This window comes from Pandoraea horticolens, assembly GCF_902459555.1.
In the GTDB taxonomy this organism is placed as follows: domain Bacteria; phylum Pseudomonadota; class Gammaproteobacteria; order Burkholderiales; family Burkholderiaceae; genus Pandoraea; species Pandoraea horticolens.
On record NZ_CABPSM010000021.1, the window covers coordinates 48,476 to 74,164 of the forward strand.

Annotated in this window: 22 protein-coding genes and 1 pseudogene; 8 read left to right on the forward strand and 15 right to left on the reverse strand. The window is 62.8% G+C overall.

Translation table 11 applies throughout. The features are described 5' to 3' along the window. Positions 1–9: 9 nt before the first annotated feature. The 4 genes from fdhE to fdnG are packed head-to-tail and all read right to left on the reverse strand — an operon-like array spanning position 10 to position 5,810. The gene (fdhE, locus tag PHO31112_RS23910) at positions 10–1,089 is read right to left on the reverse strand and encodes a formate dehydrogenase accessory protein FdhE (RefSeq protein ID WP_150623812.1); all 1,080 of its coding nucleotides are present in this window, start codon (positions 1,087–1,089) and stop codon (positions 10–12) included. Between the two features lie 51 nt (positions 1,090–1,140). Beyond that, on the reverse strand, positions 1,141–1,779 hold the full coding sequence (locus tag PHO31112_RS23915) for a formate dehydrogenase subunit gamma (RefSeq protein WP_150623763.1): 639 nt from the start codon (positions 1,777–1,779) through the stop codon (positions 1,141–1,143). A 2-nt stretch (positions 1,780–1,781) separates the two neighbouring features. Then, the gene (gene fdxH / locus PHO31112_RS23920; RefSeq protein WP_150623765.1) at positions 1,782–2,732 is read right to left on the reverse strand and encodes a formate dehydrogenase subunit beta; all 951 of its coding nucleotides are present in this window, start codon (positions 2,730–2,732) and stop codon (positions 1,782–1,784) included. A 9-nt stretch (positions 2,733–2,741) separates the two neighbouring features. Further along, positions 2,742–5,810, reverse strand: coding sequence for a formate dehydrogenase-N subunit alpha (fdnG, locus tag PHO31112_RS23925; protein ID WP_150623767.1), 3,069 nt, complete (start codon positions 5,808–5,810; stop codon positions 2,742–2,744). Between the two features lie 178 nt (positions 5,811–5,988). Here fdnG and PHO31112_RS23930 point away from each other — a divergent pair, with 178 nt between their 5' ends. From PHO31112_RS23930 to PHO31112_RS23945, 4 genes are read left to right on the forward strand one after another with little or no spacing between them, the layout of a single operon-like run. After that, positions 5,989–6,660, forward strand: coding sequence for a paraquat-inducible protein A (locus tag PHO31112_RS23930; protein ID WP_246178520.1), 672 nt, complete (start codon positions 5,989–5,991; stop codon positions 6,658–6,660). Then, complete coding sequence (locus tag PHO31112_RS23935; RefSeq protein WP_150623769.1) at positions 6,657–7,301, forward strand: paraquat-inducible protein A; 645 nt, start codon at positions 6,657–6,659, stop codon at positions 7,299–7,301. The genes PHO31112_RS23930 and PHO31112_RS23935 overlap by 4 nt, the downstream gene beginning before the upstream one ends. Continuing rightward, complete coding sequence (locus tag PHO31112_RS23940) at positions 7,294–8,958, forward strand: PqiB family protein (RefSeq protein WP_150623771.1); 1,665 nt, start codon at positions 7,294–7,296, stop codon at positions 8,956–8,958. Before PHO31112_RS23935 ends, PHO31112_RS23940 begins: the two co-directional genes overlap by 8 nt. Next, positions 8,955–9,623, forward strand: a complete 669-nt coding sequence (locus PHO31112_RS23945) for a PqiC family protein (RefSeq protein ID WP_150623773.1) — start codon at positions 8,955–8,957, stop codon at positions 9,621–9,623. Before PHO31112_RS23940 ends, PHO31112_RS23945 begins: the two co-directional genes overlap by 4 nt. Before the next feature lie 255 nt (positions 9,624–9,878). Here PHO31112_RS23945 and PHO31112_RS23950 read toward each other — a convergent pair whose 3' ends face one another. Next, positions 9,879–10,313 (reverse strand): DUF2267 domain-containing protein, encoded by a 435-nt coding sequence (locus tag PHO31112_RS23950; protein ID WP_150623775.1) that lies wholly within the window; start codon positions 10,311–10,313, stop codon positions 9,879–9,881. Positions 10,314–10,787: 474 nt separating this feature from the next. On the opposite strand from PHO31112_RS23950, the gene PHO31112_RS23955 reads away from it, so the two are divergent. Then, positions 10,788–12,047 (forward strand): ABC transporter substrate-binding protein, encoded by a 1,260-nt coding sequence (locus tag PHO31112_RS23955; protein ID WP_150623777.1) that lies wholly within the window; start codon positions 10,788–10,790, stop codon positions 12,045–12,047. A 9-nt stretch (positions 12,048–12,056) separates the two neighbouring features. On the opposite strand, the pseudogene mdtD reads toward PHO31112_RS23955, so the two are convergent. The 5 genes and pseudogenes from mdtD to PHO31112_RS23980 form a co-directional block, all read right to left on the reverse strand. Further along, positions 12,057–13,514, reverse strand: a pseudogene (gene mdtD, locus PHO31112_RS23960) (multidrug transporter subunit MdtD); the annotation flags it as partial. A 109-nt stretch (positions 13,515–13,623) separates the two neighbouring features. Continuing rightward, positions 13,624–14,184: a FlxA-like family protein gene (locus PHO31112_RS23965; RefSeq protein WP_150623781.1), complete on the reverse strand. Its 561-nt coding sequence runs from the start codon at positions 14,182–14,184 to the stop codon at positions 13,624–13,626. Positions 14,185–14,315: 131 nt separating this feature from the next. Next, complete coding sequence (locus PHO31112_RS23970) at positions 14,316–16,187, reverse strand: glycoside hydrolase family 15 protein (protein ID WP_150623783.1); 1,872 nt, start codon at positions 16,185–16,187, stop codon at positions 14,316–14,318. Positions 16,188–16,485: 298 nt separating this feature from the next. Beyond that, on the reverse strand, positions 16,486–17,724 hold the full coding sequence (locus PHO31112_RS23975) for a CaiB/BaiF CoA transferase family protein (RefSeq protein WP_150623785.1): 1,239 nt from the start codon (positions 17,722–17,724) through the stop codon (positions 16,486–16,488). A gap of 1 nt (position 17,725) precedes the next feature. After that, a complete protein-coding gene (locus PHO31112_RS23980; protein WP_150623787.1) occupies positions 17,726–18,505 on the reverse strand; it encodes an enoyl-CoA hydratase-related protein in 780 nt (259 codons plus the stop codon). Between the two features lie 210 nt (positions 18,506–18,715). Here PHO31112_RS23980 and PHO31112_RS23985 point away from each other — a divergent pair, with 210 nt between their 5' ends. Then, positions 18,716–19,390 (forward strand): GntR family transcriptional regulator, encoded by a 675-nt coding sequence (locus tag PHO31112_RS23985; protein ID WP_150623789.1) that lies wholly within the window; start codon positions 18,716–18,718, stop codon positions 19,388–19,390. A gap of 57 nt (positions 19,391–19,447) precedes the next feature. On the opposite strand, the gene PHO31112_RS23990 is transcribed toward PHO31112_RS23985, so the two are convergent. Then, a complete protein-coding gene (locus PHO31112_RS23990) occupies positions 19,448–20,167 on the reverse strand; it encodes a GntR family transcriptional regulator (RefSeq protein ID WP_150623791.1) in 720 nt (239 codons plus the stop codon). A gap of 287 nt (positions 20,168–20,454) precedes the next feature. On the opposite strand from PHO31112_RS23990, the gene PHO31112_RS23995 reads away from it, so the two are divergent. Further along, positions 20,455–21,213, forward strand: a complete 759-nt coding sequence (locus tag PHO31112_RS23995; protein ID WP_150623793.1) for a 2-keto-4-pentenoate hydratase — start codon at positions 20,455–20,457, stop codon at positions 21,211–21,213. Between the two features lie 25 nt (positions 21,214–21,238). On the opposite strand, the gene PHO31112_RS24000 is transcribed toward PHO31112_RS23995, so the two are convergent. Beyond that, the gene (locus tag PHO31112_RS24000) at positions 21,239–22,489 is read right to left on the reverse strand and encodes an MFS transporter (RefSeq protein ID WP_174995862.1); all 1,251 of its coding nucleotides are present in this window, start codon (positions 22,487–22,489) and stop codon (positions 21,239–21,241) included. Positions 22,490–22,659: 170 nt separating this feature from the next. Between PHO31112_RS24000 and PHO31112_RS24005 the strand changes: the two genes are divergently transcribed. Then, positions 22,660–22,887 (forward strand): hypothetical protein, encoded by a 228-nt coding sequence (locus PHO31112_RS24005; protein WP_150623797.1) that lies wholly within the window; start codon positions 22,660–22,662, stop codon positions 22,885–22,887. Positions 22,888–22,922: 35 nt separating this feature from the next. On the opposite strand, the gene PHO31112_RS24010 is transcribed toward PHO31112_RS24005, so the two are convergent. From PHO31112_RS24010 to PHO31112_RS24020, 3 genes are all read right to left on the reverse strand, one after another. Further along, the gene (locus PHO31112_RS24010) at positions 22,923–23,873 is read right to left on the reverse strand and encodes a LysR family transcriptional regulator (RefSeq protein WP_150623799.1); all 951 of its coding nucleotides are present in this window, start codon (positions 23,871–23,873) and stop codon (positions 22,923–22,925) included. 108 nt (positions 23,874–23,981) lie between these two features. Then, positions 23,982–25,421, reverse strand: a complete 1,440-nt coding sequence (locus PHO31112_RS24015) for an NAD(P)(+) transhydrogenase (Re/Si-specific) subunit beta (RefSeq protein ID WP_150623801.1) — start codon at positions 25,419–25,421, stop codon at positions 23,982–23,984. Position 25,422: 1 nt separating this feature from the next. Beyond that, positions 25,423–25,689: NAD(P) transhydrogenase subunit alpha part 2 (locus PHO31112_RS24020; protein WP_150623803.1), on the reverse strand; the 267-nt coding region annotated here is incomplete at its 5' end.

A 25,689-nucleotide genomic window follows, 5' to 3' on the forward strand; every position in this document is an offset into this window, starting at 1 on the left:
CCCGTCCCCTTAAGCGTCTTCAGTGTTCTGCCAGAGCAACGGGTTCCCGTTGGCCCGCGCGTAACCCGCTTCGCCCATCAATACGTCGAGGGCGAGGCTCGCGAGGTCATCGGCAACCGGCTCGACGAACGGGTCTTTGTCCTGATAGAAGATCTTGCGATAACTGTGGCAGTCGTCGCACGACTCCGCCCGGATGGGTGAAGACGCAACGCGCTTGGCCGCTTCGTCGAGCTTCGGACGGCCATCGGCGGCCTTGGCGACGTCGGCCTCGGCCTCGGCCTCGGCATTGGCATTGGCATTGGCATTGGCATTGGCATTGGCATTGGCCGCCGCCAAGGCTTGTGCGTTCGATACCGCAGCGTCCCCCGACTTGTCGACGACGTGGTACGCGACATGTTCGCTCGCTTCGCAATGGGTGCACTTCACGCGAACCATATGCCATTCGGTCGAGCACAGTCCGCAGGCGAGATAGCGATAGCCTTCATGCGCGCCGCCGATACGAACGACGCTCGCCACCGGCAGCGTGCCGCACACCGGGCAGACATTGGGCACGTCGAGCATCGGCACTTCGCCTGCGTCGAACGTGCTTGCCACGCCCGTCCAGAGCACTTGCAGCGCGGCCATCAGAAACGGGGCGCTCGCGGCGTCGACGCCTTTGCCGTGCCCGGCGAGCAGCGATAGCGCCCCGGCTTCGAGCGTGGCCGGATCAGTTGCACGAATCCGATCGAGTACCCCGCGAACCGGAGCCGGCAAGTCCGGCTGCGCCGCCACGACGTCGAGCAGCGGTGTGAGCAGCGGCTGCCAGCGCCCCGCGTCGTATCCGCCGGTGGCGGGCACGAGCGGCATGCAGTGCCGCTGTGCCTGCTCGATGGATTCGACGGACGGACGTTCTGGCTGGAAGTTGTCGAGCACGCGTTGCTGCGCGTCGACAAGTGCGGCCATTAGCCGCAGATAATCGCCCAGCGGATGGCCGTCGGCAAGTTGACGCAAACGCGCCGCCCGTACCGAGAAAACCTCGGCACGCTGCGGCATGCGCAAACGGGGAATGGAAGTGCGATCGAGCGACTCGATCTGTCCGGGTTCAAGAATGCGTTGCAAGGTGGCCGGCCTCGTAAGAGCGTCCGGCCACCTGGGCCGGACTCATTTGTTGAGTTGCTTGTACCAGGCGCGATGGTGTTTCCACGCCCAGCCGCGGGTAACGGTACCGCGCGTCATGGCGCGCACGGAACCCTTGATCCAGATTGCCGCGTAGATGTGCGTAATGATGCCGCAAATCAACACGAATGCACACACCGCATGCACATCGGATGCCAGACGAACGACCCAGATCGGGAAGTAGAACGCGAAATACGCGCGCCAGATCACGATACCCGAGAGCAGCAGTCCGATCATGCACAACACCATCACGTAGAAAAGCAGCTTCTGTCCGGCGTTGTAGCGCCCCACCTCCGGCAGATTCTCTTCGCGATTGTTGAGCACGTCGCCGATCTTCTTCATCCACTCCGTGTCGCGCGACTCGAACTTGTTGTAGCGGGCAAGCCGCAGCGCGAGCCACACGAAGGCGGCGAACATCACCAGCCCGACGAACGGATGCAGAATCCGCGTCCACGGCCCGCCGCCGAACAGATTGGTGAGCCAGAACATCGACGGATGGAACAGCGCCAGCCCGGAGAGCGCGAGCAGAATGAACGTGCCCGCGACAATCCAGTGGTTGATGCGCTCCGCGGCGTTGTAACGCTCGATCAGATCGTCCTTACGATCGCTTGGTTCGTGCGACATGGTCAGACCTCCTCGTGCGTGACGACGCCCTTCTGGCCATCGGGACCATCTCCCTTGCGGGATGCATCGTACCGGCGGGCTTGCTCCTCATCCTCTTCGGCCGTCTCGTTCGGACCGGTCTTGATGTAGTGGAAGAAGCCGGCAATCGCGGTGAACGCCATGGCGGCCACGCCCAGCGGCTTGGCGATGCCCTTCCAGAACGTCACCATCGGGCTGATGCGCGGGTTGTCCGGCAGGCCGTGGTACAGCGACGGCTTGTCGGCATGATGCAGCACATACATCACGTGCGTGCCGCCCACTCCCGCCGGATCGTAGAGCCCCGCGTTGTCGAAGCCCCGCGATTTCAGGTCTTCGATACGCTCGGCCGCCTGATCTTTCATGGCGTCCTTGGTGCCGAACATGATCGCGCCGGTCGGACACGTTTTCACGCACGCCGGCTCCAGCCCGACCGACACACGATCGGAACACAACGTGCACTTGTAGGCCTTGTGGTCCTTCTGCGAGATGCGCGGGACATTGAACGGGCACCCGGTAATGCAGTACCCGCAGCCGATGCAGTTCTCTTCGTGAAAATCGACGATGCCGTTGGCGTATTGCACGATCGCCCCCGGCGACGGACAGGCCTTCAGGCAGCCTGGGTCCTCACAATGCATGCAGCCATCCTTGCGGATGAGCCACTCGAGGTCGCCCTTCGGGTTTTCGTACTCGGTGAAGCGCATGAGCGTCCACGAGTCCGCCGACAGGTCGCGCGGATTGTCGTACACGCCCACGTTCTCGCCAACTTCGTCGCGCAGATCGTTCCACTCCATGCACGCCGTCTGGCAAGCCTTGCAGCCGATGCACTTCGAGACGTCGATGAGTTTGGCGACGTCGCCCGTGTGCGCCTCGCGCACCGAGGGCGACGGCAAGGTCGTTGCCGAGCGCCGTTTGATATCAAGTGATTGCAGTGCCATGGCGCCTCCCTATGCCTTCTCGACCTTCACCAGGAACGACTTGAACTCGGGAGTCTGCGAATTGCCGTCGCCAACGATCGGCGTGAGCGTGTTCGCGAGGAACCCGGGTTTGGCCACTCCCTTGAAGCCCCAGTGAATCGGAATGCCGACGTGATGAATCGTCTTGCCTTCCACCTTGAGCGCACGAATGCGTTTGGTGACGACCGCACGGGCCTTGATGAAGCCCCGGTTGGACGACACCTTGACCGTGTCGCCCGCCACAATGCCGATCTCCTTCGCCAGTGCTTCGCCGATTTCGACGAACTGCTCCGGCTGGATGATCGAATTGAGCAACGCGTGCTTGGTCCAGTAGTGGAAGTGCTCGGTCAGACGATAGGTCGTCGCCACATACGGGAATTTATCCACGGTACCCATCGTCGCCAGATCGTCCGGGAACACGCGTGCGCCCGGATTGCTGGTGGCCTTGGGTTGCTTCGGATGCAGCGGGTTGTAGCCCAGCGGCGTCTCAAACGGCTCGTAGTGCTCGGGGAACGGCCCTTCGGCCATGCCCGCCTTCGCGAAAAAGCGCGCCACGCCCTCGGGGTTCATGATGAACGGGCTCATGCCGCCCGCCGGGTCCTCGTCGACCTTGAAGTCGGGCACGTCGGCTCCCGTCCAGGCCTTGCCGTTCCACCACACCAGCTTGTGCTTCGGATTGAACGGTTTGCCCGTCAGGTCGGCCGACGCACGGTTATACAGAATGCGACGGTTCGCCGGCCATGCCCACGCCCAGTTCAACGTCTGACCGATACCGGTCGGATCGCTGTTGTCGCGGCGTGCCATCTGGTTACCCGCCTGTGTCCAGGCACCGGCAAAGATCCAGCAACCGGACGAGGTACTGCCGTCATCCTTGAGTTCCGCGAAGCCGGCCAATTGCTCACCGGCCTTGCGCGTGACCTTGGTCGGGTCCTTCGGATCAACGATGTCCTTGAGCGCGCGGCCGTTGTATTCCTTGGCGATTTCCTCGGGCGACGGGCTCTCCGCCTGGGCATACGGCCACGACAGATTGACGATCGGGTCGGGGAATTTACCGCCCTGCGTCTTGTACATCTCGCGCAGGCGCAAGAACAGCCCCGTCATGATCTCGATGTCGGTGCGTGCTTCACCCGGCGGCTCGGCGCCCTTCCAGTGCCATTGCAGCCAGCGGCCCGAGTTGACCAGCGCGCCGTCTTCTTCGGCGAAGCAGGTCGTCGGCAGGCGGAACACCTCCGTCTGGATCTTGCTGGAGTCGACGTTGTTGTGCTCGCCGAAGTTCTTCCAGAACTCCGACGTCTCGGTGGCCAGCGGGTCCATGATGACCAGGAACTTGAGCTTGGCGAGCGCCTGATCCCACTTGAACTTGCCCGGCGCAGCCGCGAGCGGGTTGAAGCCCTGCGCGATGTAGCCGGTCATTTTCCCCTGGTTCATCAGCTCGAGCACCTGCAGCAGGTCGTACGGCTTGTCGAGCTTGGGCAGATAGTCGTACGCCCAGTTATTCTCTGCCGTCGCCGCGTCGCCCCACCACGCCTTCATCAGGCTCACATAGAACTTCGGATAGTTCTGCCAGTAGCTGAGCTGGTTCGGACGCAACGGCTTTTGCGTGCGCGCCGTCAGGTATTGGTCGACGCTCTGCTCGGCCTGCTTCGGCAGCGACATGTAGCCCGGCAGCAAATCGGTCATCAATCCGAGGTCGGTCAGACCCTGGATGTTCGAGTGACCGCGCAACGCGTTCATACCGCCGCCCGCCACACCGATGTTACCCAGCAGCAGTTGCACCATCGCGCCGGTTCGAATCATCTGCGAGCCGATGGAGTGCTGCGTCCAGCCCAGCGCGTACATGATGGTCATGGTGCGCGTCGGCGTCGAACACTCGGCAATCTGCTTGAAGATGTACTCGACCTTGTCGGCTGGCGTGCCGCACACACGCTCCACCATATCGATGGTGTAGCGCGAGTAGTGCTGCTTCATCAACTGGAACACCGTGCGCGGGTGTTGCAGCGTCGGGTCGGTAAGCACGTAGCCGTCGGCGCCCTTCTGGTAATCCCAGGAGCTGCGGTCATAAGTACGCTTCTCGGCGTTATAACCCGAGTAAATGCCGTCTTCGAACGTAAACTCGTCTTTCACCAGGAAGGTGAAATCGGTGTAGTTCTTGACGTATTCGTGCTGAATCTTGTCGTTCGTGAGCAGGTAGTTGATCAACCCGCCGAGGAAGACGATATCCGTGCCGGTACGAATCGGGGCGTAGTAATCCGCGACCGATGCCGAACGGTTGAAGCGCGGGTCGACGACGATCAGGCGCGCCTTGTTGTGCGCCTTCGCCTCGGTCACCCATTTGAAACCGCACGGGTGTGCCTCGGCTGCGTTGCCGCCCATGATGAGTACCAGATCCGCGTTCTTGATGTCGACCCAATGGTTCGTCATCGCTCCACGGCCAAACGTCGGGGCAAGACCTGCCACCGTCGGGCCATGTCAGACACGCGCCTGATTATCGAATCCCAGCATCCCGGTACTGCGGATGACTTTGTGCGTGATGTAACCGACTTCGTTGCTCGATGCCGATGCGGCGAGCATGCCCGTCGTCAACCAGCGATTGACCGTCATGCCGTCGTCCGTCTTTTCAACGAAGTTGGCGTCGCGGTCGGCCTTCATCAGCTTGGCGATGCGATCGAGCGCATCGTCCCAGGAAATGCGTTCCCACTTGTCCGAACCCGGCTTGCGGTACTCCGGATACATGAGGCGATTCGGGCTGTGAATGAAGTCGATCAGGCTGGCACCCTTCGGGCACAGTGTGCCGCGATTGACCGGGTGATCGGGATCGCCTTCGATGTGGAAAACGCTCTTCTTCGCGTTCTTCGCGCCGTCACCGTAACTGTACATGAGAATGCCGCAAGCGACAGAACAGTACGGGCAGGTATTCCGGGTTTCGGTCGCTCGCGCCAGCTTGAACTGACGGACTTCCGCCAGCGCCGCGTCGGGTGCGAACCCGAGCATTGCCAGGCTGGACCCGGCAAGCGTTGCGCCACTCACTTTGAGAAACTGGCGCCTCGACATGTTTAGCATGGGGATTTCTCCTCAAATCTTTTGAATCTATGCGGGAGTTTGTCGAGTATAGAGCAAAGACAGCATGTTTTCCGTGACTCAGCACAAATCGTGCCGCATCATGCGTTGTGCCTGACTACGAGGGAACTTCCTTGCCAATTTGGTATTCTGAGCGTCACTTTGGTCGCGCCCCCCGGTAATGGATATATTGCCCCCGGAAGACGACGTGACGAACCTGATCGCATGTCCGAACTGCGACACGCTGCACCGTCGCCTGGACCTGCCGCCGCGGGAGGCTGCCCGCTGCGCGCGCTGCCACTCGGTTCTGTACCGTGCCCCCGATTTGCGTCTGTCGCGCGTGCTCGCGCTCACCCTGACTTCCCTGATCGTGTTCGCCATCGCGAACGCCTTCCCCATTGTCGAGATCGAGGTGCAAGGCATCTATATGGAGACGACCCTCGTGGGCGCCGCCTGGGCGCTGTATCGCGAAGGCATGTGGCTCGTCGCCCTGCTGGTCTTCGCCACGACCGTGCTGTTTCCCCTGTTGCAACTGCTCGCACTGGTGCATCTGTTTACCCCGCTCTCGCTGGGCCGGCAGCCATATGGCGTCTTCCATGTGATGCGCGCCATCGAATTCTGCCGTCCGTGGGGCATGATCGAAGTCTTCATGCTGGGAGTACTGGTTTCGCTGGTCAAACTCTCGGCAATGGCGAGCGTGCTACCTGGCGTGGCGCTGTGGGCGTTCGGGGCGCTCACTGTGCTGCTGGCGCTGGTCTTGTCGTACGACCTGCGAAATCTCTGGATCGTGATCGACCACATGCCGGCCCCGGATGCGGCCGGCACCGCAAGATCGCGGGCGGCGCAACGATGAAATTCCGTTCCGCCAAAGACGCCGGACTCGTGGCATGCGACGCGTGCGGGCGGCTCTCGCGCGCCGTCAAGACGATCGAGAAAGCGCGCTGCCCGCGTTGCGGCGCCGTCCTGCACCAGCGCAAAGTCGACAGTCTTGCCCGCACCTGGGCCTTGCTGATCGCCGCCGCGATCCTGTACATACCCGCCAACGTACTGCCCATGATGCAGACGCGCTCGCTGCTGGGAAACTCCAGCGACACCATCATGAGCGGGGTGATCTACTTCTGGAACAGCGGCGAGTACGATCTGGCCATCGTCGTCTTCACGGCGAGCATTCTCGTCCCCATGCTCAAGCTCATTGCGCTCTCGCTGCTGTGCTTCACCGCGCAGCGGGGCGCCGGCTGGAATCCGCATCAACGCACCAAGCTGTACCACATGATCGAGTTCATTGGCCGCTGGTCGATGCTCGATGTCTTCGTCGTGGCACTGATGGTGGCACTCGTGAATATTCAATCGCTGGCGGTGATTCAGGCCGGGCCGGGCATCCTGGCTTTCGGCTCGGTGGTCGTGCTCACGATGCTGGCCTCCATGCAGTTCGACCCTCGCCTGATCTGGGATCAGATCCGAGACGACGATTCCGAACAGGACGATCATGACTGAACCGAAAGACTCGCAAGACCCGAAGGCGGTGCCGCCGCCCGGTGCCGACGACCTGCCAACGCCGATCATCGAGCCACGCAAACGCTGGGCGCCGTCGCTCGTCTGGCTGATTCCGCTGGTGGCCGCCCTGATTGGCCTGTCGCTCGTTGCCAAGGTACTCATCGAGCGCGGACCGAGTGTCGTTATCAACTTCAAATCGGCCGAAGGCATCGAAGCCGGGAAGACGAAGGTCAAATACAAAGACGTCAACATCGGCACGGTCAAGAGCATTGAACTGTCCGACGATCTGTCACATGTGCGCGTCACCGTCGACCTCACCAAGAACGCCAAGAAATTTGCTGTCAAGGATTCACGCTGGTGGATCGTGCGCCCGCGAGTAGCCGGGGGCAGCGTCTCCGGTCTCTCGACACTGCTCTCGGGCGCCTACATTGGCGCCGACGCGGGCAAATCGGCGGATACCTCGAATCATTTCACCGGTCTCGAAGTGCCACCAGTCGTCTCCACCGGCCAGCCTGGCAAGCCGTTCATCCTGCATGCGGCAGACATCGGCTCGCTCGACATCGGCTCGCCTGTCTATTACCGCCGGATTCAGGTCGGGCAGATCGAAGCCTACTCGCTCGATCAGGACGGCAAAGGCGTGACACTACGCGTCTTCGTACAAGCCCCCTACGATCAGTACGTCGGCACCAACACGCGCTTCTGGCACGCAAGCGGCATCGATCTCCGGCTCGACTCGAGCGGCTTTCAGGTCAACACCCAGTCGCTGGCATCCGTGGTCATTGGCGGCATTGCCTTCCAGGCACCGGCCGACTCAGGGGCCGGGGTGATGGCCAAGCCGGGCCAGGAATTCCGTCTGGCGCCGGATGAAACCACGGCCATGAAGGCGCCGGACACCAATCCGGTCACGGTCGTGTTCCGCTTCCAGCAGTCGCTGCGCGGTCTGGCTGTAGGCGCACCGGTGGACTTCCGGGGCGTAGCACTGGGTGAAGTGACGTCGATCGGCGTCGAATTCGACCAGGTGAACAAGCGGCTCAATATGCCGGTGACGGTGCAGGTCTATCCTGAACGTCTGCACCGCCGCGCCACGAAAAACGAAATAGAGCCCACCGAAGCCGTCCGCCATCAGATTCTGGATGCGCTCGTCGCGCGTGGTCTGCGTGGCCAGTTGCGCACCGGCAATCTGCTGACCGGCCAGTTGTACGTGGCGCTCGACTTCTTCCCGAACGCGAAACCTGCCAAAGCCGAACATGTCGACAACGTGCTGATCATGCCGACCGTGCCCAACACGCTCGACCAGTTGCAGCTTCAGATCGCCGACATCGCGAGCAAGCTCGACAAGATTCCGTTCGACAGCATCGGGCAGAGCCTCGACTCGTCGCTGCGCAAGCTCGACAAGACACTCGATAGTGCGCAGGGTCTGTTCCGCCAGCTCGACGGCGAGATCGCGCCCGAGGCGAAGGCTACGCTCGGCGAGGCGAAGAAGAGCTTCGGCGCTGCCGAGCGCACACTCTCCGAAGACGCCCCGGTGCAACAAGACGTTCGTCAGGCCATGCAGGAGCTCACCAAGACCCTGCGTTCGCTCAACACGCTCGCCGACTATCTGCAGCAGCACCCCGAGGCGTTGCTGCGCGGCAAACCGAAGGATCCGCAACCATGATGAGGCCCATTGAGATGATCCGCAGCCCGCGCCGCCGTGCGACGCCGATGGCCGGTGTCGCACTAGCCGCCCTCACGCTGATGCTTGCCAGTTGTGCATCGCCGCCGTCGAGCTTCTACACGCTGACCGATGCCACCGGCCCCGCCGCCTCGGGCGGTGCCGCTGCGGCCAGCACCAACGCGCCGGCAACGCCTTACGCCATCGAAATCTCTCCGGTGAGCGTGCCCGACCAGGTCGACCGGCCGCAAATCGTCGTTACCCGTGGTGGCGGCCGTGTCGATATTCTCGAGGAATCCCGCTGGGCCGCGCCGCTCAAGAACGAGTTGACGTCGACGATCTCACGCGACCTCACGCGGCGTCTAGGTGCCATGGACGTATATGGGGTGCCCCGTGCCGATGCGCTCGCCGTATATCGGGTGTCGACGTCGATCCAGCGCTTTGAGTCCACGCCGGGTGAACGGGCTGTGCTCACAGCGGTTTGGAGTGTTCGCCGGGTGCCGGGCGACATGATGCTGACCTGCCGCTTCGCGGGCACGGAGCCTGCCTCGGGTGGGGTTGCCGAAGTGGTTGCCGCACAACGCCGGCTGGTCGACCGTCTGGCGAAGAGCATCGGCAACGCCATTGCCGCCAGCGCGCAGGGCGCAACGCCTCGCTGCCAGGGCTGAGCGCGCTCACGCGCTTTCTCAAAAGAACGGCCGGTCCTGCCCCTGAGCAGGACTGGCCCGTCCAATCCGGGATGCACGTCAGCGCATGCCCGCTAATTGTGCGCTCCGGCACGATGATCACTGTCTGACCTCGCGCGTGACCTCGTTTTCCGGCATCGACTCGACCGGTAGTTTCCTGATCCGGTTGTATCCCACCTCTAGTTCCTTCAGCCGCTTCGCCTCGGCGCACGCTCATGGCGGCGCCACAAGTCGTAGTTAGGGCGCAATACCGATCCCTTGCCAGTAATGCGTTGAGCCATCCGGCATTTCAGACAAGATGAGGTCGAAAGCGGGCACGTCGATGTTTCGGCGTAGCGCTTCAGCAACTGAGGCAATAGCGTTGATAGGCGAGAAGTTGTGTTGCCGTCTGACGGAGCGGACTTCCTCGAGAAGCTGTGCGTCTGAGCCGAATTCAAGAATGGGCTGATCCGGGTCCCAACCTTCAATAAATAGGGCTCGAACAACAGGTGGCAAGACCGAGCAGAAGCGCGCAATTTGTTGGACAGTTAGCCTGCGGCGGTAGGTGTGCAAAACACCGACAACCATATTCCATGCCATGTTTGTCGTGGCAAGCCCTGCGCAGTCACGTGCGTCCAGCATAAAGCGCTCGAACTGGAGCGTTGGGTTCTGGTACTCAAAAGGAAGAGGCATGGACGGATTGATCCTCTGGGATTTCCTGGGCAGGTTCTGAAGTTGATTTTCGGCGATTTTGGCGCCTTCGGCCGATGGTCAGGCGGCGCGAGCCGTAAGCTCAAGAGAAACAACGCATGATTATCGAACGGGAAAACGGTTGGTACGGGGGGGGAGGACAAGGAGCGAAGGGAATCGGGAGAGACGGATCGGGGCCCCTTTCTGCAGCGAGTTGGGTTTATGTCTGAGAGGCGGAAAGGGGCTCCGATCCGTCGTTGGGGCGCGACGACGCGTCGTGAACCGAGCGTAGAGTCAGCACATACGCCGTCTAGCGGAAATGCGAAAGGCCAGGAAAATCCCAATACACCCGGCTAGCATTACGGATTGCGCAATCGATTACGAAATGTTTAATATGTTCGAGGCCTTGCGGCATCAGCCATCCGAAAGAGAGGGCGGCCGACGGGGCGTCATCACTTGAACATTGGAGACAAAGACATGCCCAGCCTCACCGGCCACTTGCGCCGTACGATAGCCGTCGCCGCTTCCTTCGCTCTCACCGCACTCGGCTGCGCCGTCACCACCGTCCATGCGGCGTCGGCCGGTGGCATTTCGGATGGTGTAGTGAAGATCGGCGTACTGACCGACCTGTCCGGCGTATCGAGCGACAACGCGGGCAAAGGCAGTGTGCTTGCCGCCACCATGGCAATCGACGACTTCTCGCGGGATCACAAGGTGCTTGGTGCGCCGATCGAGTTGGTCTCTGCGGATTCGCAGGGCAAGACCGACACGGGCGCCACCATCGCGCGCGAGTGGTACGACCGGGGCAAGGTCGACATGATTACCGACCTTACGTTCTCGAACGTCGCCCTTGCGGTTGATCGCATCGCTGACGAAAAGAAGAAGATCGCGCTCGTGACCGGCGCGGGTTCGTCCGCCATCAGCAACGAGCAATGTACGGCGCACAGTGTGCAATGGATGTACGACACCTATGCGCTCGCGAATTCGACCTCGCAGGCGCTGCTGCGTCGCGGCCTCAAGTCGTGGTACTTCATCACCGCCGACTATGCGTTTGGTCAGGCGTTGGAGAAAGACGCCAGCGAGATTCTCACGCGTCAGGGCGGCAAGGTCGTGGGCTCGGTGAAACACCCGGTGAACTCGCCTGATCTGTCGTCGTATCTGCTGCGCGCGCAAACGTCCGGGGCACAGGTCATTGCGCTGGCGAACTCGGGCACCGACACGCTCAACACCGTCAAACAGGCCTCGCAGTTCAACATCATTCAGGGTGGCAAACAGGTCTTCACACCGCTGCTGTCGTTGATTACGGAAGTCCACGGCATGGGCCTGAAGAATGCACAGGGCATGATTCTCACCAACGGCTTCTATTGGGATCAGGACGACCGTTCACGGGCGTTCGCGCAGCGCTTCTACGCGCAGCACAAGAAGATGCCCACGATGATGCAGGCGGCCGTTTATTCGGCAGTGCTGAACTATCTGAAGGCGGTGCAGGCGGCGGGCACAGACGAGGCCGATGCCGTCATGGCCAAGCTCAAATCGATGAAAATTGACGACCCGGTGATCCGCAACGGCCAGATTCGTGCAGACGGCAAACTGGTGCACGACATGCTGCTGGTGCAGGTCAAGACGCCGGCCGAATCGAAGTCGGAATGGGATCTGTACAAGATCCTGGAGACGATTCCGGCCGACAAGGCGTTTGCGCCCTTGGCCGAGTCGAAGTGTGCGCTGGTAAAGAAGTAAGCCGCGCGCTTAGCGTTTGAGATCGGTGGCAGACGCGGGTTGCGTCTCGCCACCGTCGGCGACCGCGGCCGGATCTGCCACGCGGCGGAACACTAGCGCCGAAGCAAGCGTAATCAGGCCGACGCATACGAACGTCATGCGAAAGCCCGCTACCGTGCCGCCCATGCCCACCTCGCCCGCCGGCCCGGCCAGATGACCGAACAGCGCCAGCAACTGGCCGCCAATAGTCACCCCCAACCCCAGCGCCAGCATCTGCGCCATCGAGAACAAACCGTTACCTGCGCTGGCACGACGTGTGCCGAGATCCTTGAGCGTAACGCTGTTCATTGCAGCGAATTGCATCGAGTTCGCGCCGCCGAACACTGCCAGTTGCAGCAATCCAACCCACATCGGCCAGCCCGGGCCGAACAGCGAAAGACTGGCGATCGAGCCCCCGACGACGGCCGTGTTGACCATCAGAAAGCGCGTGTAGCCGTGGCGCAGCACCAGCGGCGTGACCATGCGCTTGACCACCACGCCGGCGAGCGCAATCGGCAGCAGCATCAGCCCCGAAGCGAGCGGGCTGTAGCCCATGGCCACCTGAAGCAGCAGCGGCAACAGGAACGGCACCGCACTGCTGCCGATACGGGCGACGAGATTGCCCAGCAGGCCGAGACTGAAACTGCGCGTCTCGAAGAGTTCAAGCGGGAATAGCGGAGCGGCGCGACGCCGGGCATACGGCCAGTACCCCAGCGTGGTGACGATGCAAAGCAATGCCAGCCCCACGGACACCCCCCACCCCGTATCGGAGAACGGATGATCGAGCGCCAGCGTGAACGACACCATCGCGACCGAGAGCAAGGCGAAGCCGATCCAGTCGAAACCCGTGTCGATTACTTCATCTTGCGTGGGATGTGGTAGGTAGCGCCGTACCGCCAGACTGCCGACGACGCCGATCGGCACGTTGATGAGAAATATCCAGTGCCACGAAGCGACTTGCACCAACCAGCCGCCCAGCACCGGACCGATCATCGGCCCCACCTGCCCCGCAATCGACACGAAGGCAAGCGCCGCCAGATATTCGCCGGCCGGGAAAGTGCGCAGCACAGCGAGACGCCCGATCGGCAGCAGCATCGAGCCGCCCGCGCCCTGCAGAATGCGCGCGACCACCAACTGCGGCAGCGTGTGCGCCATCGCACAGCAAATCGAGCCGAGGACGAACAGCACAATCGCAACGAAGTAGACACGGCGCGTGCCGAACCGGTCCGCCAGCCAGCCCGACGCGGGGGTCAGCAGGGCCATCGTCAGCGAGTAGGAGACCACCACCGGCTGCATGCGCAGCGGGTTCTCGCCAAGGCTCGCCGCCATCGCGGGCAGCGCCGTGTTGACGATGGTCGTGTCGAGCGCCTGCATGAAAAAGCCCGCCGCGACGATCCATAGCAGGGCGGTAAGAGTCTTGTCTTGCTTCATGCGGCGCCTTGACGAGGCATGACGGCTGGCCGATGCCTATACGAAGAATTAAGCGAAAGCAGAATTCTAGCGCGCCTAGCCTGACCGTCTGATGCGAATCTTGCATCAGCGCTCACGGCAGAACGTCTCAGGCCGTCGTGTTGACGCGCGTGCCGCTCGTCTTGGTCGGGTTCATCAGCGCAATGATCTGCGCCTGAATCGACATTGCCTGCGCGGACAACGCCGTCGTCTGCTGAAGCTTGTCTTCCGGCGGGAGCCGATCGTTGTTGCGCACGGCGTCGAGCTGCGCCATGACCTTCGCCAGCATCGCCTTGAGTTTCTTGATCGTCTCGGCAACGATGGGGTTGCTACTACTGCCCGCGTCCGCACCGCCACTCACCGCCTTGCCCGTCTGCGCGGCCCCCTCCTGAGCGCCACGCCCCGTGTCGACCCTTTGGGTATCGATGCGGCTAGCGCTCGACCCATTGTCCGTGCTGGCGTCGCTGTTGCCGGTGGCGTTGGTGGCACTGGCCACATTCGCCCCGCCCGCCGAATTCGCGGCACTGGCGGGCACGCCCAACTTGCCTGCGCTATCGACCGGATTGACTGCCGCTTGCGACCTCTCTGCCTGTTGCTGTTGGATATGCGATTGCCACAGGTCCCGCAATCCGGATGTCGCATTTCCCTTGATAGGAGTGATGATGGTCATGAGAACGGGGGCTCGGCAAGACACCGAGAAAGTAAGGACTTATAAGCATTTACGGCAATCCGACCGATTTCCTTAAACCGTGGCCGCCGTCAGCCGGAAAACGCGCGAGCGGCGCCCCCTTTCCTCGTGCGTCAGGCCCCGACCGCCCGATAGCCCACATGCTCGAAGCGTGCCTCGTCTTCGTCGGCGCGTTCGTCCGCCGCATTGTCTGCCCGATCGTCGTCGGCAAGCGCTTCAAGCCGGATCGCGGCGTGCACGAGCGCGATGTGCGAAAACGCCTGCGGGAAGTTACCGACCTGACGCGAGTGATGCGCGTCGTACTCTTCGGCCAGCAGGCCAACGTCGTTGCGCAACGACAGCAATCGCTCGAACAACTTCCGGGCGTCGGCATGACGGCCGATCATCACCAGACAATCGACCATCCAGAAGCTGCATGCGAGGAACGCGCCCTCGCCCGCTGGCAAGCCATCGGCGACGCGGCTCGTGCGATAGCGCTGCACTAGCCCGTTGTGCATGAGTTCGCGCTCGACCGCTTCGATCGTGCCGATGACGCGCGGGTCGTCGGCCGGCAGGAAACCCACCAGCGGAATCATCAGCGCGCTCGCATCCATCTCCGCCGAACCGTAGGCTTGCATGAACGCATTACGCGCCTTGTCGAAGCCGTGCGCGCAGACGTCCGCATGAATCTCCCTGCACAGGTGCCGCCAGTGATCGATCGGCCCCGGCAATCCGAAGCGCTCGGCCGACTTGATCGCGCGATCGAACGCCACCCAGGCCATCACCTTCGAATACGTGAAGTGCTGACATCCGCCGCGCACCTCCCAGATGCCCTCGTCCGGCTTGCGCCAGACGGTTTCGAGATGGGCGACCAGCTTCGTCTGCACCTCCCACATGGCATCGGCCGGCTGCAAGCCACCCAAACGCGCCTGATGCAAGGCATCCATCACCTCGCCATAAACGTCGAGCTGCAATTGTCCGACCGCCCCATTGCCCACACGCACGGGCTTCGCCCCTTCGTAGCCCGGCAGCCAGTCGATTTCCCATTCGGGAAGACGCCGCTCGCCCGAAAGTCCATACATGATCTGCACCTGCGATGGTGCGCCGGCTACGGCGCGCACCAGCCAGTGACTCCAGTCGCTCGCCTCGGTGTAGTAACCGCCGAGCATGAGCGCCTGCAAGGTGAGCGTGGCGTCTCGCAACCAGCAATAGCGATAGTCCCAGTTACGTTCGCCCCCGAGTTGCTCGGGAAGCGATGTGGTCGGCGCAGCGACCACGCCGCCCGTCGGTACGAACGTGAGCGCCTTGAGCACGATGAGCGACCGGCGAATCGCTTCGGTCCAGCGGCCGTCAAGCTGACAGCGGTTGGCCCATGTGCGCCAATAACGCTCGGTATCGGCCAGCGCCACGAGCGGATCGATCTCGCGCGGGTCGGCGTGATGCGACGGCACGCGAGAGAGCACGAACGGCACCGCGTCGCCCGCCTTCACGTCGAATCGCGCGCGCAGACTGCCCGGCACATCCTGAATCGCCACCGGCGTGCGCACTACCACTTTGTCGGGTCCCGCGATGAGCCGCATGCCCGGCCCGGTCGAATCGTCGGCGTCGAGCGCTCGCGCCCACGGCACCGACGCACCGTAGTCGAAGCGCAGAATCAGTTCCATCGACATCGAAACGGTGCCGTGTATGCCCTTGACCAGCCGCACCAGATCGGCGGCGCCGTCGCGCAACGGCATGAAGTCGATCACGGCAACGCAGCCTTCCACCGTCTCGAAACGAGTCTCGAGAATCAGCGTGTCGTCGTGATAGCGCCGTGTGCATGTGGCGTGGGGATCATCGGGAGCGAGCTTCCATCGGCCGTGCTCGGGGCCGCCGAGGAGCGCAGCGAAGCAGGCAGGGGAATCGAAATATGGCCAGCAAAGCCAGTCGATCGAGCCGTCGCGCGCGACCAGCGCGGCGCTGCGGCAGTCGCCAATCATTGCGTAATCTTCAATACGTGCCGGCATGCTCACCTCGCGAAACGGGGGAGGAACGGTGCCCACGGCTCCGGCCGGGGGAACGCGAGCGCGTGAAGTCCTATGGTACGCGCCTCGGCGGCATGCGGCCATCGGGCAAATGACGGGACGTGGTTTCTGCCGGTGATTCTGCCAAGCGTCATGCTCCTCCCCTCACGACGTTACCGTCGGGTCAGATTGATCGGTGGCCTGTCATGCACCCGTCACAAAACCGACCGGTCACCGTGAGGTAAGTTCTACACAATTTGCGAAGACGCGGAGAATCCGCACCGCAAGCGCGCCCCATACGTCATGCGCTCGCTCGTGCCACCTCCTCCAACGCATACACCGCCCCCTGCGCTATCAGGTCGTGAACCTGTTGCGCATCGAAACCGTACTCGCCCAACACCTCGCAGGTGTGTTCGCCAAGCCGGGGCGCGGGACCGCCCGTGCACTTAGGCGTTTCGGAAAAGCGAATCGGCAAACCGATACTGCGCGTCGGGCCGTCAAGCGGATGCACCGTCTCCACCACCATCTCACGCGCCAGGATCTGCGGGTGCGTCACCGCCTCGGAGATCGGCAACACCGGCCCCACGGGCAAGCCGACCGCGTCAAGACGCTCGACCCAGTGCTGCGTAGTGTCGCGCATCAAATAACCCGTGAGCCGCTCGACGAGTTCCGCGCGGTGGGCAGTGCGGCCTGCATTGGTGGCGAAGCGCGGGTCGCCAGCGATCTCGGGGGCGTCGAGCACCTGAAGGAGACGTTCGTAGTTCGCCTGATTGGCCGCGCCGATGTTGATCCAGCCGTCCTGCGTACGAAAGGCCTGATAAGGCGTGCTCGTGGGATTCGCAGAACCGAGCTTCGGCGGATTCTCACCGCTCGCGAAGAAGTTGGCCGCAGCCCAGTACATTTGCTGAAAACCGGCCTCCAGCAGCGACGTATCGACAATCTGCCCTTGCCCGGTGCGCAGTCGATGCGCGTAGGCCGCCGAGATGCCGAGCGCCGCCAGAATGCCGGCGTTGATGTCGGCAATTGGCGAGCCCGCCTTGATAGGGGCCTGCCCGGGTTCGCCCGTCACACTCATCAGGCCAGAGAGCCCCTGCGCAATCAGATCGAAACCGCCCTTGTCCGCATACGGGCCGGTGCGGCCATAGCCGGAAATGGAGCAATAGATGAGGCCCGGGTTGGCGTCGCGCAGCGTCTCGTAGCCGAGGCCGAGCTTTTCCATCGTCCCTTTGCGGTAGTTCTCAGTGACGACATCGGCGTCGGCGAGCATCCTGCGCAGCACCGCCTTGCCGCCTTCCGTCTTGAGATTGAGCGCAATGCCGCGCTTGTTGCGATTAAGCATCATGAACGAGGCCGATTCGCCGTGCGGCAGGATCGGTGCGAATCGACGCGCGTCGTCGCCCTCCATCTTCTCGACCTTGATGACGTCCGCGCCCATGTCCGCGAGCATCATGCCGCACACCGGGCCCGACATGATGTGCGACAGTTCGATGACCTTGACGCCTCGTAACGGCCCGCCGGCCTGCTTCTCGGAATGGGCCATCTCAGCGCCCCTCGAACGCGGGGACAGTCTTCGCGAGAAAAGCACGATAGCCCGTCTGGAAATCGGCCGTGCCGAAGCACGCGAAACCCTCATCGATCTGCGCCGGTGTGAACGGCTGACCGCTCGCCAGTTCACGCACGAAACGCTTGTGCCAGCGCGCGACCAGGGGCGCTCCGGCAGCGACGCGCTCCGCACTTGCGAGCGCTTCGCGTGTCACCTCGGCGTCCGCCACCACACGGCTGACGAGGCCGATACGCAACGCCTCCTGCGCATCGAAGATCCGGCCTTCGAGCAGGATCTCCAGCGCGCGGGCCGGGCCGAGTAGCCGCACCAACCCCGAGAGTTCCGCGTGCGCCATCACCAGCCCCAACTTGTTGATCGGTGCGCCGAAACGACTCGACTCGCCGCAAATGCGCACGTCGCAGGCGGCGGCAATTTCCATGCCGCCGCCAACGCAAATGCCATGAATCATCGCGACAAGCGGTACCGGGCAATTAGCCAGCGCGTCGAGCGTGCGATGCATGAGCGCGCCATACGCACGCGCCTGCTCGACGTTGGCCCGATCCGTTTCGAACTCCGCAATGTCGTTTCCCGGCGCAAACGACTTCTCCCCCGCGCCGCGCAACACGATGCAGCGCACGTCGGGTGTCTCGGACAAGGTCAGAATCGTGTCGCCCAAGGCCTGCCACATCGGCTTGGTCAACGCATTGAGCTTCTCTGGACGATTGAGCGTGACCCGCGCAACTGCGCCGTGTCGCTCGGTCAGAACGGTCGATGTCACATTGCCTCCTTCGCATGCCAGCACGTACCCAATGTCGGCCGGCCACTATTTTTGGTATACCAATTTTTGGTAAACGATAAATTCCCCGTCGGACAGTTGGCAAGTGGAAAAGTAAATACTCAGGGTTAACATGCAAAAACCGGCGATTACCGATTGACGATCTCGCACATCATCATCAAAATTGGCATTCCAATTTTCCACCCATTACGCATGAGCACGTCCGCCTCGCTGAACGCCGCCGCATACGAAGCCCTCAAGGCACGCATCGTGCGCGGTGACTTGCGCCCCGGCGCGCCGCTCTCGGAACGCGCTCTTTGCGAAGCACTGGCCGTCTCACGCACGCCATTGCGCGAAGCGCTCAAGCGACTGGCGAACGAGGGGCTGGTAGAGATTTCGGAGACGCGCCGGGCGCGCGTGGCACGTGTGAGCGTCGATGAAGTCGTGAATCTGCTCGCCGTGATGGCGGTGCTCGAAGGGCTCTCGGGAGAGCAGGCGTGCGAGAAAGCGTCGGACGCGGATCTCGACGCATTGGCGCGGCTACAGAATGAGATGGAATCGGCTTACGCGCGTGCCGATCACGCGGCCTACTTTGCGCTGAACCAGCAGATCCACCTGAGCATTCTTCGCATGGCGGACAACGGCCCGCTGGCCGAGTACTTCCACAATCTCAATGCCCGTCTGCGGTATGTGCGCGAACGGCTCACGCCCACCCCCGAGCGCTGGCGTCAGGCGGTCGACGAACATGCGGAAATGCTTGCGCTGCTGCGTCGACGCGATGGCAAGCGATTGCGCTCACTGATGGAGGCGCACCTGCGCAGCAAGACCGACGCCTACGTCGCGGCCATGCTCAACGAAGGGTTGGTGAGTATGAGTCGCGCGGCCTGACCGTGCAACGTGCGGCGTGCGCACATGTGTATCGGGTATCGAGGTCGCGCTTGTGCGTTACGCGGCGGCTCGCATACTGGCGAGTACGGTGGCGCACTTGACCATCAGGTGAGCACGCAGCAGTCGTCCCAATGCGGCACCGTCGCGCCGATGCAAAGCGCGCAGCATTGCCACATGCTCGTCGACCGCTTGCTCCCATTTGCCCGCATGCAGATTCGATCGGAATCGCAGAGCTTGCAGGCGCTGATTGACCGATTGGTACATATGCGTGAGCGCGGGGTTGCGGGCGGCCGCATTGATACGATCGTGAATCCGCTGGTTGCAGTCGAAATAGCCGGACAGATCGCCGTTCGCGTGACACGCGTCCATCGCGCAATGCAACGCCTGAATCTCGTCCATTTCCACCTGGGTGATACGCTCGCAGGCCAATTCGCCTGCCAGCGCTTCGAGGCCGCCGAGCAATTCGAACGCGTCGGCGATATCGCTGACCGACAGTGTCACAACGCGCGCGCCGCGATTCGGCAACAATTCGATGAGTCGTTCGACAGCGAGCATCTTGAGCGCCTCGCGCAGCGGCGTACGCGACACGCCAAGCTGTTCGCACAAAGCGCGCTCGTTCAGATGAGCCCCCGGCAATAACACCCCTTCGGTAATCATCTTGCGCAAACGATCCATCACGGCATGATGCAGCGCCTGACGGCTGATAAGCTGCGTCGCGCCGCTGTCCGGCGGATGGATAAGGGTGTCGCGTACGGCATTCAGGGTCACGGAGTGCATAGGTTCGGGTCGTTCACTTTGAAAAGAAGGTCATCGACTGCACGCACTGCACTTTCGTGGGCGACGGCGTTCACCACCGCTGCCAGGCCGCACGAAATATTACGAATTATTTCGAAGTCCGATTCTCGCAGATCACCGCGACTTTGACTACGTTAGGTGGTGTTTTCACTAAGTAGTCGTCACGTTCGCCGCACTGCGCAATGGCGCATGAATTTTGTATACGATGTGGGGCAACGTGCGGCCAGCAAATGCCTGGCGCATCGCCCTTCCCTCAGGAGACCTGCAACATGTTCGAGAACCAAGCCGCTGTCGAATCGCTGGCCCAGCTGCTGGCCGACACCCGTCGCGGCGACACGCCGATCGACGCGCCCGCGCCGGCGCTGCTCCCCGCCGATGCCAGCGCGGCCTATGCCGTACAGTTGCGCACGCTCGACCTGCTCGGCGAAACGATTGCTGCGTGGAAAGTGGGTGCCAAAAAGCCGTCGGATCTGCCGAATTGCGCGCCGATTCCGGCATCCGTCGTGAGCGACGCGGGCGGCGCGCTGGCCCTCGACGACTTCTTCCGTCCGGGACTGGAACTGGAAATCGCGTTCCGCCTGGCACGCGACATCAAGCCGGGCAACTACAACGAGCGAGCGGCCATGATGTTTGTCGGCGAAACGCTGGCCACGATTGAAATCACCGACAGTCGCTTCGCGTCGAAAGGACTTGACAGCCGATTCACGCTCGCCGATTTGCAGAACAACGGTGCGCTCGTGATCGGGAGCGGCCGTGACTACGATGCGTCGCTCAACTACCTGACGCCGAAACTCAGGTTCTCGCTCGACGGCACCGACATCACCCCGGCGCACACCGGCAATACCGGTGGCGACCCGCGCGCTCTGCTCACGTGGCTCGTCAACCACAACGGCAAGCGTGGCATCACCATGCGCGCAGGCGCCATCATCACCTGCGGCTCTTACGTCGGCATGCTCCCCGCGAGCAGCAAAGGCGAGCTGCGCGGCACGATCGACGGCATTGGCGAAGTGGCCGTCACGCTGAAGTAAATGGGTTCGGTGCGCACGCGGCTTTTCAGTGCCGCGCCGCGCGCCCGTCCGCCCCTGCCAGCATTTTCGGCGCGAGCAGGGCAATCGGCACGATGCACAGCATCCCCGCGCCCAGCGCCACCGGCAAGCTGATACCGTGGGCAATCGCGCCGATCAGCACCGGTCCGACAAGCAGCCCCAGGTAGGCAAGCCGCGCCATGACCGCTATGGCTTCGGCGCTTGCCATGCCAGCACCGCGCGCCACCTCGCCCGACGCGGCAAACATGACCGGCATCACATTGGACAATCCGAGTCCCGCGAGTGCGAAGCCCACAACTGCGGCCGCCGGCACACGCCAGAGCAGCGCCAGCAACACGCCGCCGACACATAGCAGGCTGCTCATCCGCAGCAGCCGTGCGCCGCCCGTACGGGCACGCACCGGGTCGCCACCGAAACGCCCGCCCGCCATGCCGAGCGAGAATGCGGCATACCCAGCCCCCACCCACGCCCCTTGCGCGGCGACCACTTCCCGCATGTACACCGCCGTCCAGTCGTACATCGCGCCTTCGACCACCAGCCCCAGAAACGCAAGAACGCCGAAGCTCGTGAGCTTGCGATGCAGCTTGCGACGCTCGGCATCGTTCAGCGCAGGCAGCGGATGTGCGGGAACGGCGGCCGTGTCGGCGCCTTCGCGCGCGACCGGCGCTTCACCGGGCTTCACGTCGGGCTGCATGAAACGCGCGCCGGCGACGATCACCACGGCACACGCCAACGCGGCGAGACCGACGTGCCATTGCGGCGAGCCGTGATGCGCCAGCCATACGCTGCCAACGAGCGCCCCCGCCATGCCGCCCAGACTGAAGCAACCATGCAGCGACGCCATGATCGGTTGGCGATAGCGAGCTTCGAGCGTGGCGGCCTGCGCATTGACGGCAACGTCGTAGGTGGCGTTCGCTGCGCCGTAAAGGGCGAGCCAGCCCACGAGGCCCCAGTAGTTCGGCATCGAGAGAATGAAGGCGCTCGTTAGCGCCAATGCCATGCCCGACTGGAGGCTCGCGCGCCGACTGCCCGCGCGGCCGACCCAGCGCGCCGTGCGCGGCATCGTGACAATGGCGCCCCCCGCCACGGCGAACATGGCCACAGAGAGGCTGGCGTCGTTCAGGTCGAACATCGCCTTGACGGTGGGCACATGAACACCCCACGTCGCATACAGGAATCCGCTGCAAAACAGCAATGCCATCGTCGCCGCGCGTGCCGGCCAAAAGCCCGTGCGTGGCTTCGTGGTTTCGGGAGTCATGGGAATCGCAAGAGAAGCGGGAGTGACGCGACAGAGAAAACTGCGTTGTCGTTGGAAGAGAAGACCGGCGAAGCCCCGGCGCGATGCGAGGCCGTCCAGGTCGGGAATTCTAACGCACTCCGTGTGGCAGCGCTGTGCATCCGCGCGCCGGGGCATCTTGGCAATCCGACATGAACCTGTCGGGCGTCGACGTCACCGCGCGCGCGGCGAGGTGCGAGTTATCCACCGTTTTTGTTCACAAGGCTGTGGACAACGAACACAGGAAAATCGCCAAGCGATTGATCGGTATGGGGTTTTTGGCAGAAGCGATCAGACGGGCACCCCCGCAGGCAAACGGCCCGCAAGCGCCGCCGATTTATCCACAGATTTTGTGTTCAAGTCTGTGGAAAAGTCCTTGATGAGAGAACGCAAGTCGTTGATTCAAAACGGAGATTCAACTCCCCGAAGGCGCCGCAGCAGCAACGGGACGCTCCGCCCCCATCGCGAACCCCTTGTTGCGTTCCCGAACGACGCGGTGAATCAGTTCCCACACCGTGTGCGCGACCGGCGAGAGCGAGCGGTTCTTGCGGCGCACGAGCACGATATTGCGCTCGAAAGCAGGCAACAGCGGCCGCACGGCCAGTGTCGAATTCTCCGGCAGCGGCAACGCCAGCGGCGGCAGCACGCTCACCCCCAGTCCTTCCTGCACCATGCGGAAGATGGTGCTCACGTGCCCCAGTTCCTGCGTGATCGTGCCTCGCACCTTCTGGGTCGTCAGCGCGCGATCGATCAACGGGCGGCTGCCCGAACTCTGATTGAGCAGCACCAGGTTTTCGCCCGAGAGTTCGGACCAGTGCACGGCCGCCTGTGAGGCGAGCGGATGATCGCTGCGGCACACCAGACAGAACGGCTCGCTCATCAAATGCTCGGTCGTGAGATCGTCCGCGCCTTGCGGGGCGACCACGATGCCGAAGTCTACGTCGCCGGCACGCACGCTATCGAGCACCGCCCGTTGCATCTGGTCGACGAGCGCGAGTGCGATATCCGGATACGTCGCTTGCGATGCCAGCAGCACGCGCGGCAGCAGCGTCGCGGAAATCGTCGGTGCGGCGCCGATGCGTACGCGGCCGGTCGTGCGTGCTTCGGCGCCGTGCGTCTGCAACAACGCGATCTCAAGTTCATCGAGCACACGGTCGAGACTGCCTGCAAGCGTGATCCCCGCATCGGTCAGCGCGACCTCGCGCGTGGTGCGGTCGACAAGGCGCAGGCCAAGTTGCCCTTCCAGTTCGTTGATGCAGCGGCTGATGGCCGGTTGTGTCAGGCCGATCTCGGCGCCCGCGCGGCTGAAGTTCTTGCTGCGCGCCACGACCATGAAGACCTTGAGTTGTCTCAGCGATACGTTCATGTGCTTGTGCCCTGCCAGAAAGTGAGCAAACGAGTCATTGAAATGATGCTGGCGCGCCGCATCCGGCGGTGCGCCCCGGTAATACCCCGATCAAGCCGATCGATCGGGTCAAGCCGCCGCTTTGACCATCTCCTCCACCACCTTCTTCGCGTCGCCGAAGACCATCATGGTCTTGTCGAGATAGAACAGTTCGTTATCGAGACCGGCGTAACCCGCGGCCATCGAACGCTTGTTGACGATGATCGTCTTGGCCTTGTACGCCTCGAGAATCGGCATCCCGGCAATCGGCGATTGCGGATCGTTCTTTGCCGCCGGGTTCACCACGTCGTTCGCGCCGAGCACCAGCACCACGTCCGTCTGGCCGAATTCACCGTTGATCTCGTCCATCTCCAGCACTTGGTCGTATGGCACTTCGGCTTCTGCGAGCAGCACGTTCATGTGACCTGGCATGCGGCCCGCCACCGGGTGAATCGCATAACGCACGCTCACGCCTTTCTCGACCAGCTTGTCGGTCAATTCCTTGAGCGCGTGCTGTGCGCGGGCCACGGCCAGACCGTAACCCGGCACGATCACCAGCGATTCGGCGTTGCTCATGAGGAACGCGGCGTCATCCGGCGAGCCCGACTTGACCGGACGTTGCTGCTGTTCACCCGCAGCCGCCCCCGCGCCCGCCTGTGCCCCGAAGCCGCCGAGAATCACGTTGAAGAACGAGCGATTCATGGCTTTACACATGATGTACGACAGAATCGCACCCGACGAGCCAACCAGCGAACCCGCGATGATGAGCATCGGATTGTTCAGCGAGAATCCGATGCCTGCGGCGGCCCAGCCGGAGTACGAGTTCAGCATCGACACCACGACCGGCATATCCGCCCCGCCGATCGGGATGATGATGAGCACACCCAGCACGAAGGCGATGGCCGTCATGATGACGAACGGCGTCCAGCTCTGCGAGACGAAGAACGCGCCGCCGAAGCCGAGCATCGCGATCGCCAGCGCCAGGTTCACCATATGCTGGCCTTTGAAGACCACCGGGGCGCCCTGGAACAGGCGGAACTTGTACTTACCCGAGAGCTTGCCGAAGGCGATGACCGAACCCGAGAACGTGATCGCGCCGACGAACGTGCCGATGAACAGCTCGATGCGGTTGCCCGGCGGCAGCGGTTGCCCCGCCGCGACGATGCCGAACGCGGCCGGTTCCGCAACGGCGGCCACGGCGATACACACTGCGGCCAGACCGATCAGCGAGTGCATGGCTGCGACCAACTCCGGCATCTTGGTCATCTCGACCTTGCGCGCAACATACGCGCCAATACCGCCGCCGACGACGAGACCCGCGAGAATCAGGCCGAGGCCCGAAAAATTGCCGTTCGAGAGCTTACGCAATTCGAAGATCAACGCGAGGGTCGTGAGCGCGGCAATCGTCATCCCGATCATGCCGAACGCGTTGCCGCGGCGCGCCATCTTCGGGTTCGACAAGCCCTTGAGCGCCTGAATGAAACAGATCGACGCGACCAGATACAACAGCGTCACAAGATTCATGCTCATGTCAGTGCGCTCCCTTTGCCGCTTCGTCATTGGCCGCAGCCTTCGCCGGCTTGTCTTTCTTCTTGAACATCTCGAGCATGCGCTGCGTGACGAGGAAGCCCCCGAACACGTTCACCGCAGCGAGCGCCACTGCGACCACGCCCATCGTCTTGCCGAGGCTGCCTTCGGTCAGGCCCGCGGCGAGCATCGCACCCACGATCACGATGGCCGAGATCGCGTTCGTCACCGCCATGAGCGGCGTGTGCAGCGCTGGCGTGACGTTCCACAC

Bases quoted from the DNA above. Each gene is read 5' to 3' on its own strand.
- PHO31112_RS23955 (WP_150623777.1), top strand. From the start codon at position 10,788: ATGCCCAGCCTCACCGGCCACTTGCGCCGTACGATAGCCGTCGCCGCT.
- PHO31112_RS24010 (WP_150623799.1), bottom strand. From the start codon at position 23,873: ATGAACGTATCGCTGAGACAACTCAAGGTCTTCATGGTCGTGGCGCGC.
- fdxH (WP_150623765.1), bottom strand. From the start codon at position 2,732: ATGGCACTGCAATCACTTGATATCAAACGGCGCTCGGCAACGACCTTG.
- PHO31112_RS23940 (WP_150623771.1), top strand. From the start codon at position 7,294: ATGACTGAACCGAAAGACTCGCAAGACCCGAAGGCGGTGCCGCCGCCC.
- PHO31112_RS24000 (WP_174995862.1), bottom strand. From the start codon at position 22,489: ATGACTCCCGAAACCACGAAGCCACGCACGGGCTTTTGGCCGGCACGC.
- PHO31112_RS23995 (WP_150623793.1), top strand. From the start codon at position 20,455: ATGTTCGAGAACCAAGCCGCTGTCGAATCGCTGGCCCAGCTGCTGGCC.
- PHO31112_RS23990 (WP_150623791.1), bottom strand. From the start codon at position 20,167: ATGCACTCCGTGACCCTGAATGCCGTACGCGACACCCTTATCCATCCG.
- PHO31112_RS23915 (WP_150623763.1), bottom strand. From the start codon at position 1,779: ATGTCGCACGAACCAAGCGATCGTAAGGACGATCTGATCGAGCGTTAC.
- PHO31112_RS24005 (WP_150623797.1), top strand. From the start codon at position 22,660: ATGAACCTGTCGGGCGTCGACGTCACCGCGCGCGCGGCGAGGTGCGAG.
- PHO31112_RS23970 (WP_150623783.1), bottom strand. From the start codon at position 16,187: ATGCCGGCACGTATTGAAGATTACGCAATGATTGGCGACTGCCGCAGC.
- PHO31112_RS23965 (WP_150623781.1), bottom strand. From the start codon at position 14,184: ATGACCATCATCACTCCTATCAAGGGAAATGCGACATCCGGATTGCGG.
- PHO31112_RS23975 (WP_150623785.1), bottom strand. From the start codon at position 17,724: ATGGCCCATTCCGAGAAGCAGGCCGGCGGGCCGTTACGAGGCGTCAAG.
- PHO31112_RS23985 (WP_150623789.1), top strand. From the start codon at position 18,716: ATGAGCACGTCCGCCTCGCTGAACGCCGCCGCATACGAAGCCCTCAAG.
- PHO31112_RS23930 (WP_246178520.1), top strand. From the start codon at position 5,989: ATGGATATATTGCCCCCGGAAGACGACGTGACGAACCTGATCGCATGT.
- PHO31112_RS23950 (WP_150623775.1), bottom strand. From the start codon at position 10,313: ATGCCTCTTCCTTTTGAGTACCAGAACCCAACGCTCCAGTTCGAGCGC.
- PHO31112_RS23945 (WP_150623773.1), top strand. From the start codon at position 8,955: ATGATGAGGCCCATTGAGATGATCCGCAGCCCGCGCCGCCGTGCGACG.
- PHO31112_RS23935 (WP_150623769.1), top strand. From the start codon at position 6,657: ATGAAATTCCGTTCCGCCAAAGACGCCGGACTCGTGGCATGCGACGCG.
- PHO31112_RS24015 (WP_150623801.1), bottom strand. From the start codon at position 25,421: ATGAGCATGAATCTTGTGACGCTGTTGTATCTGGTCGCGTCGATCTGT.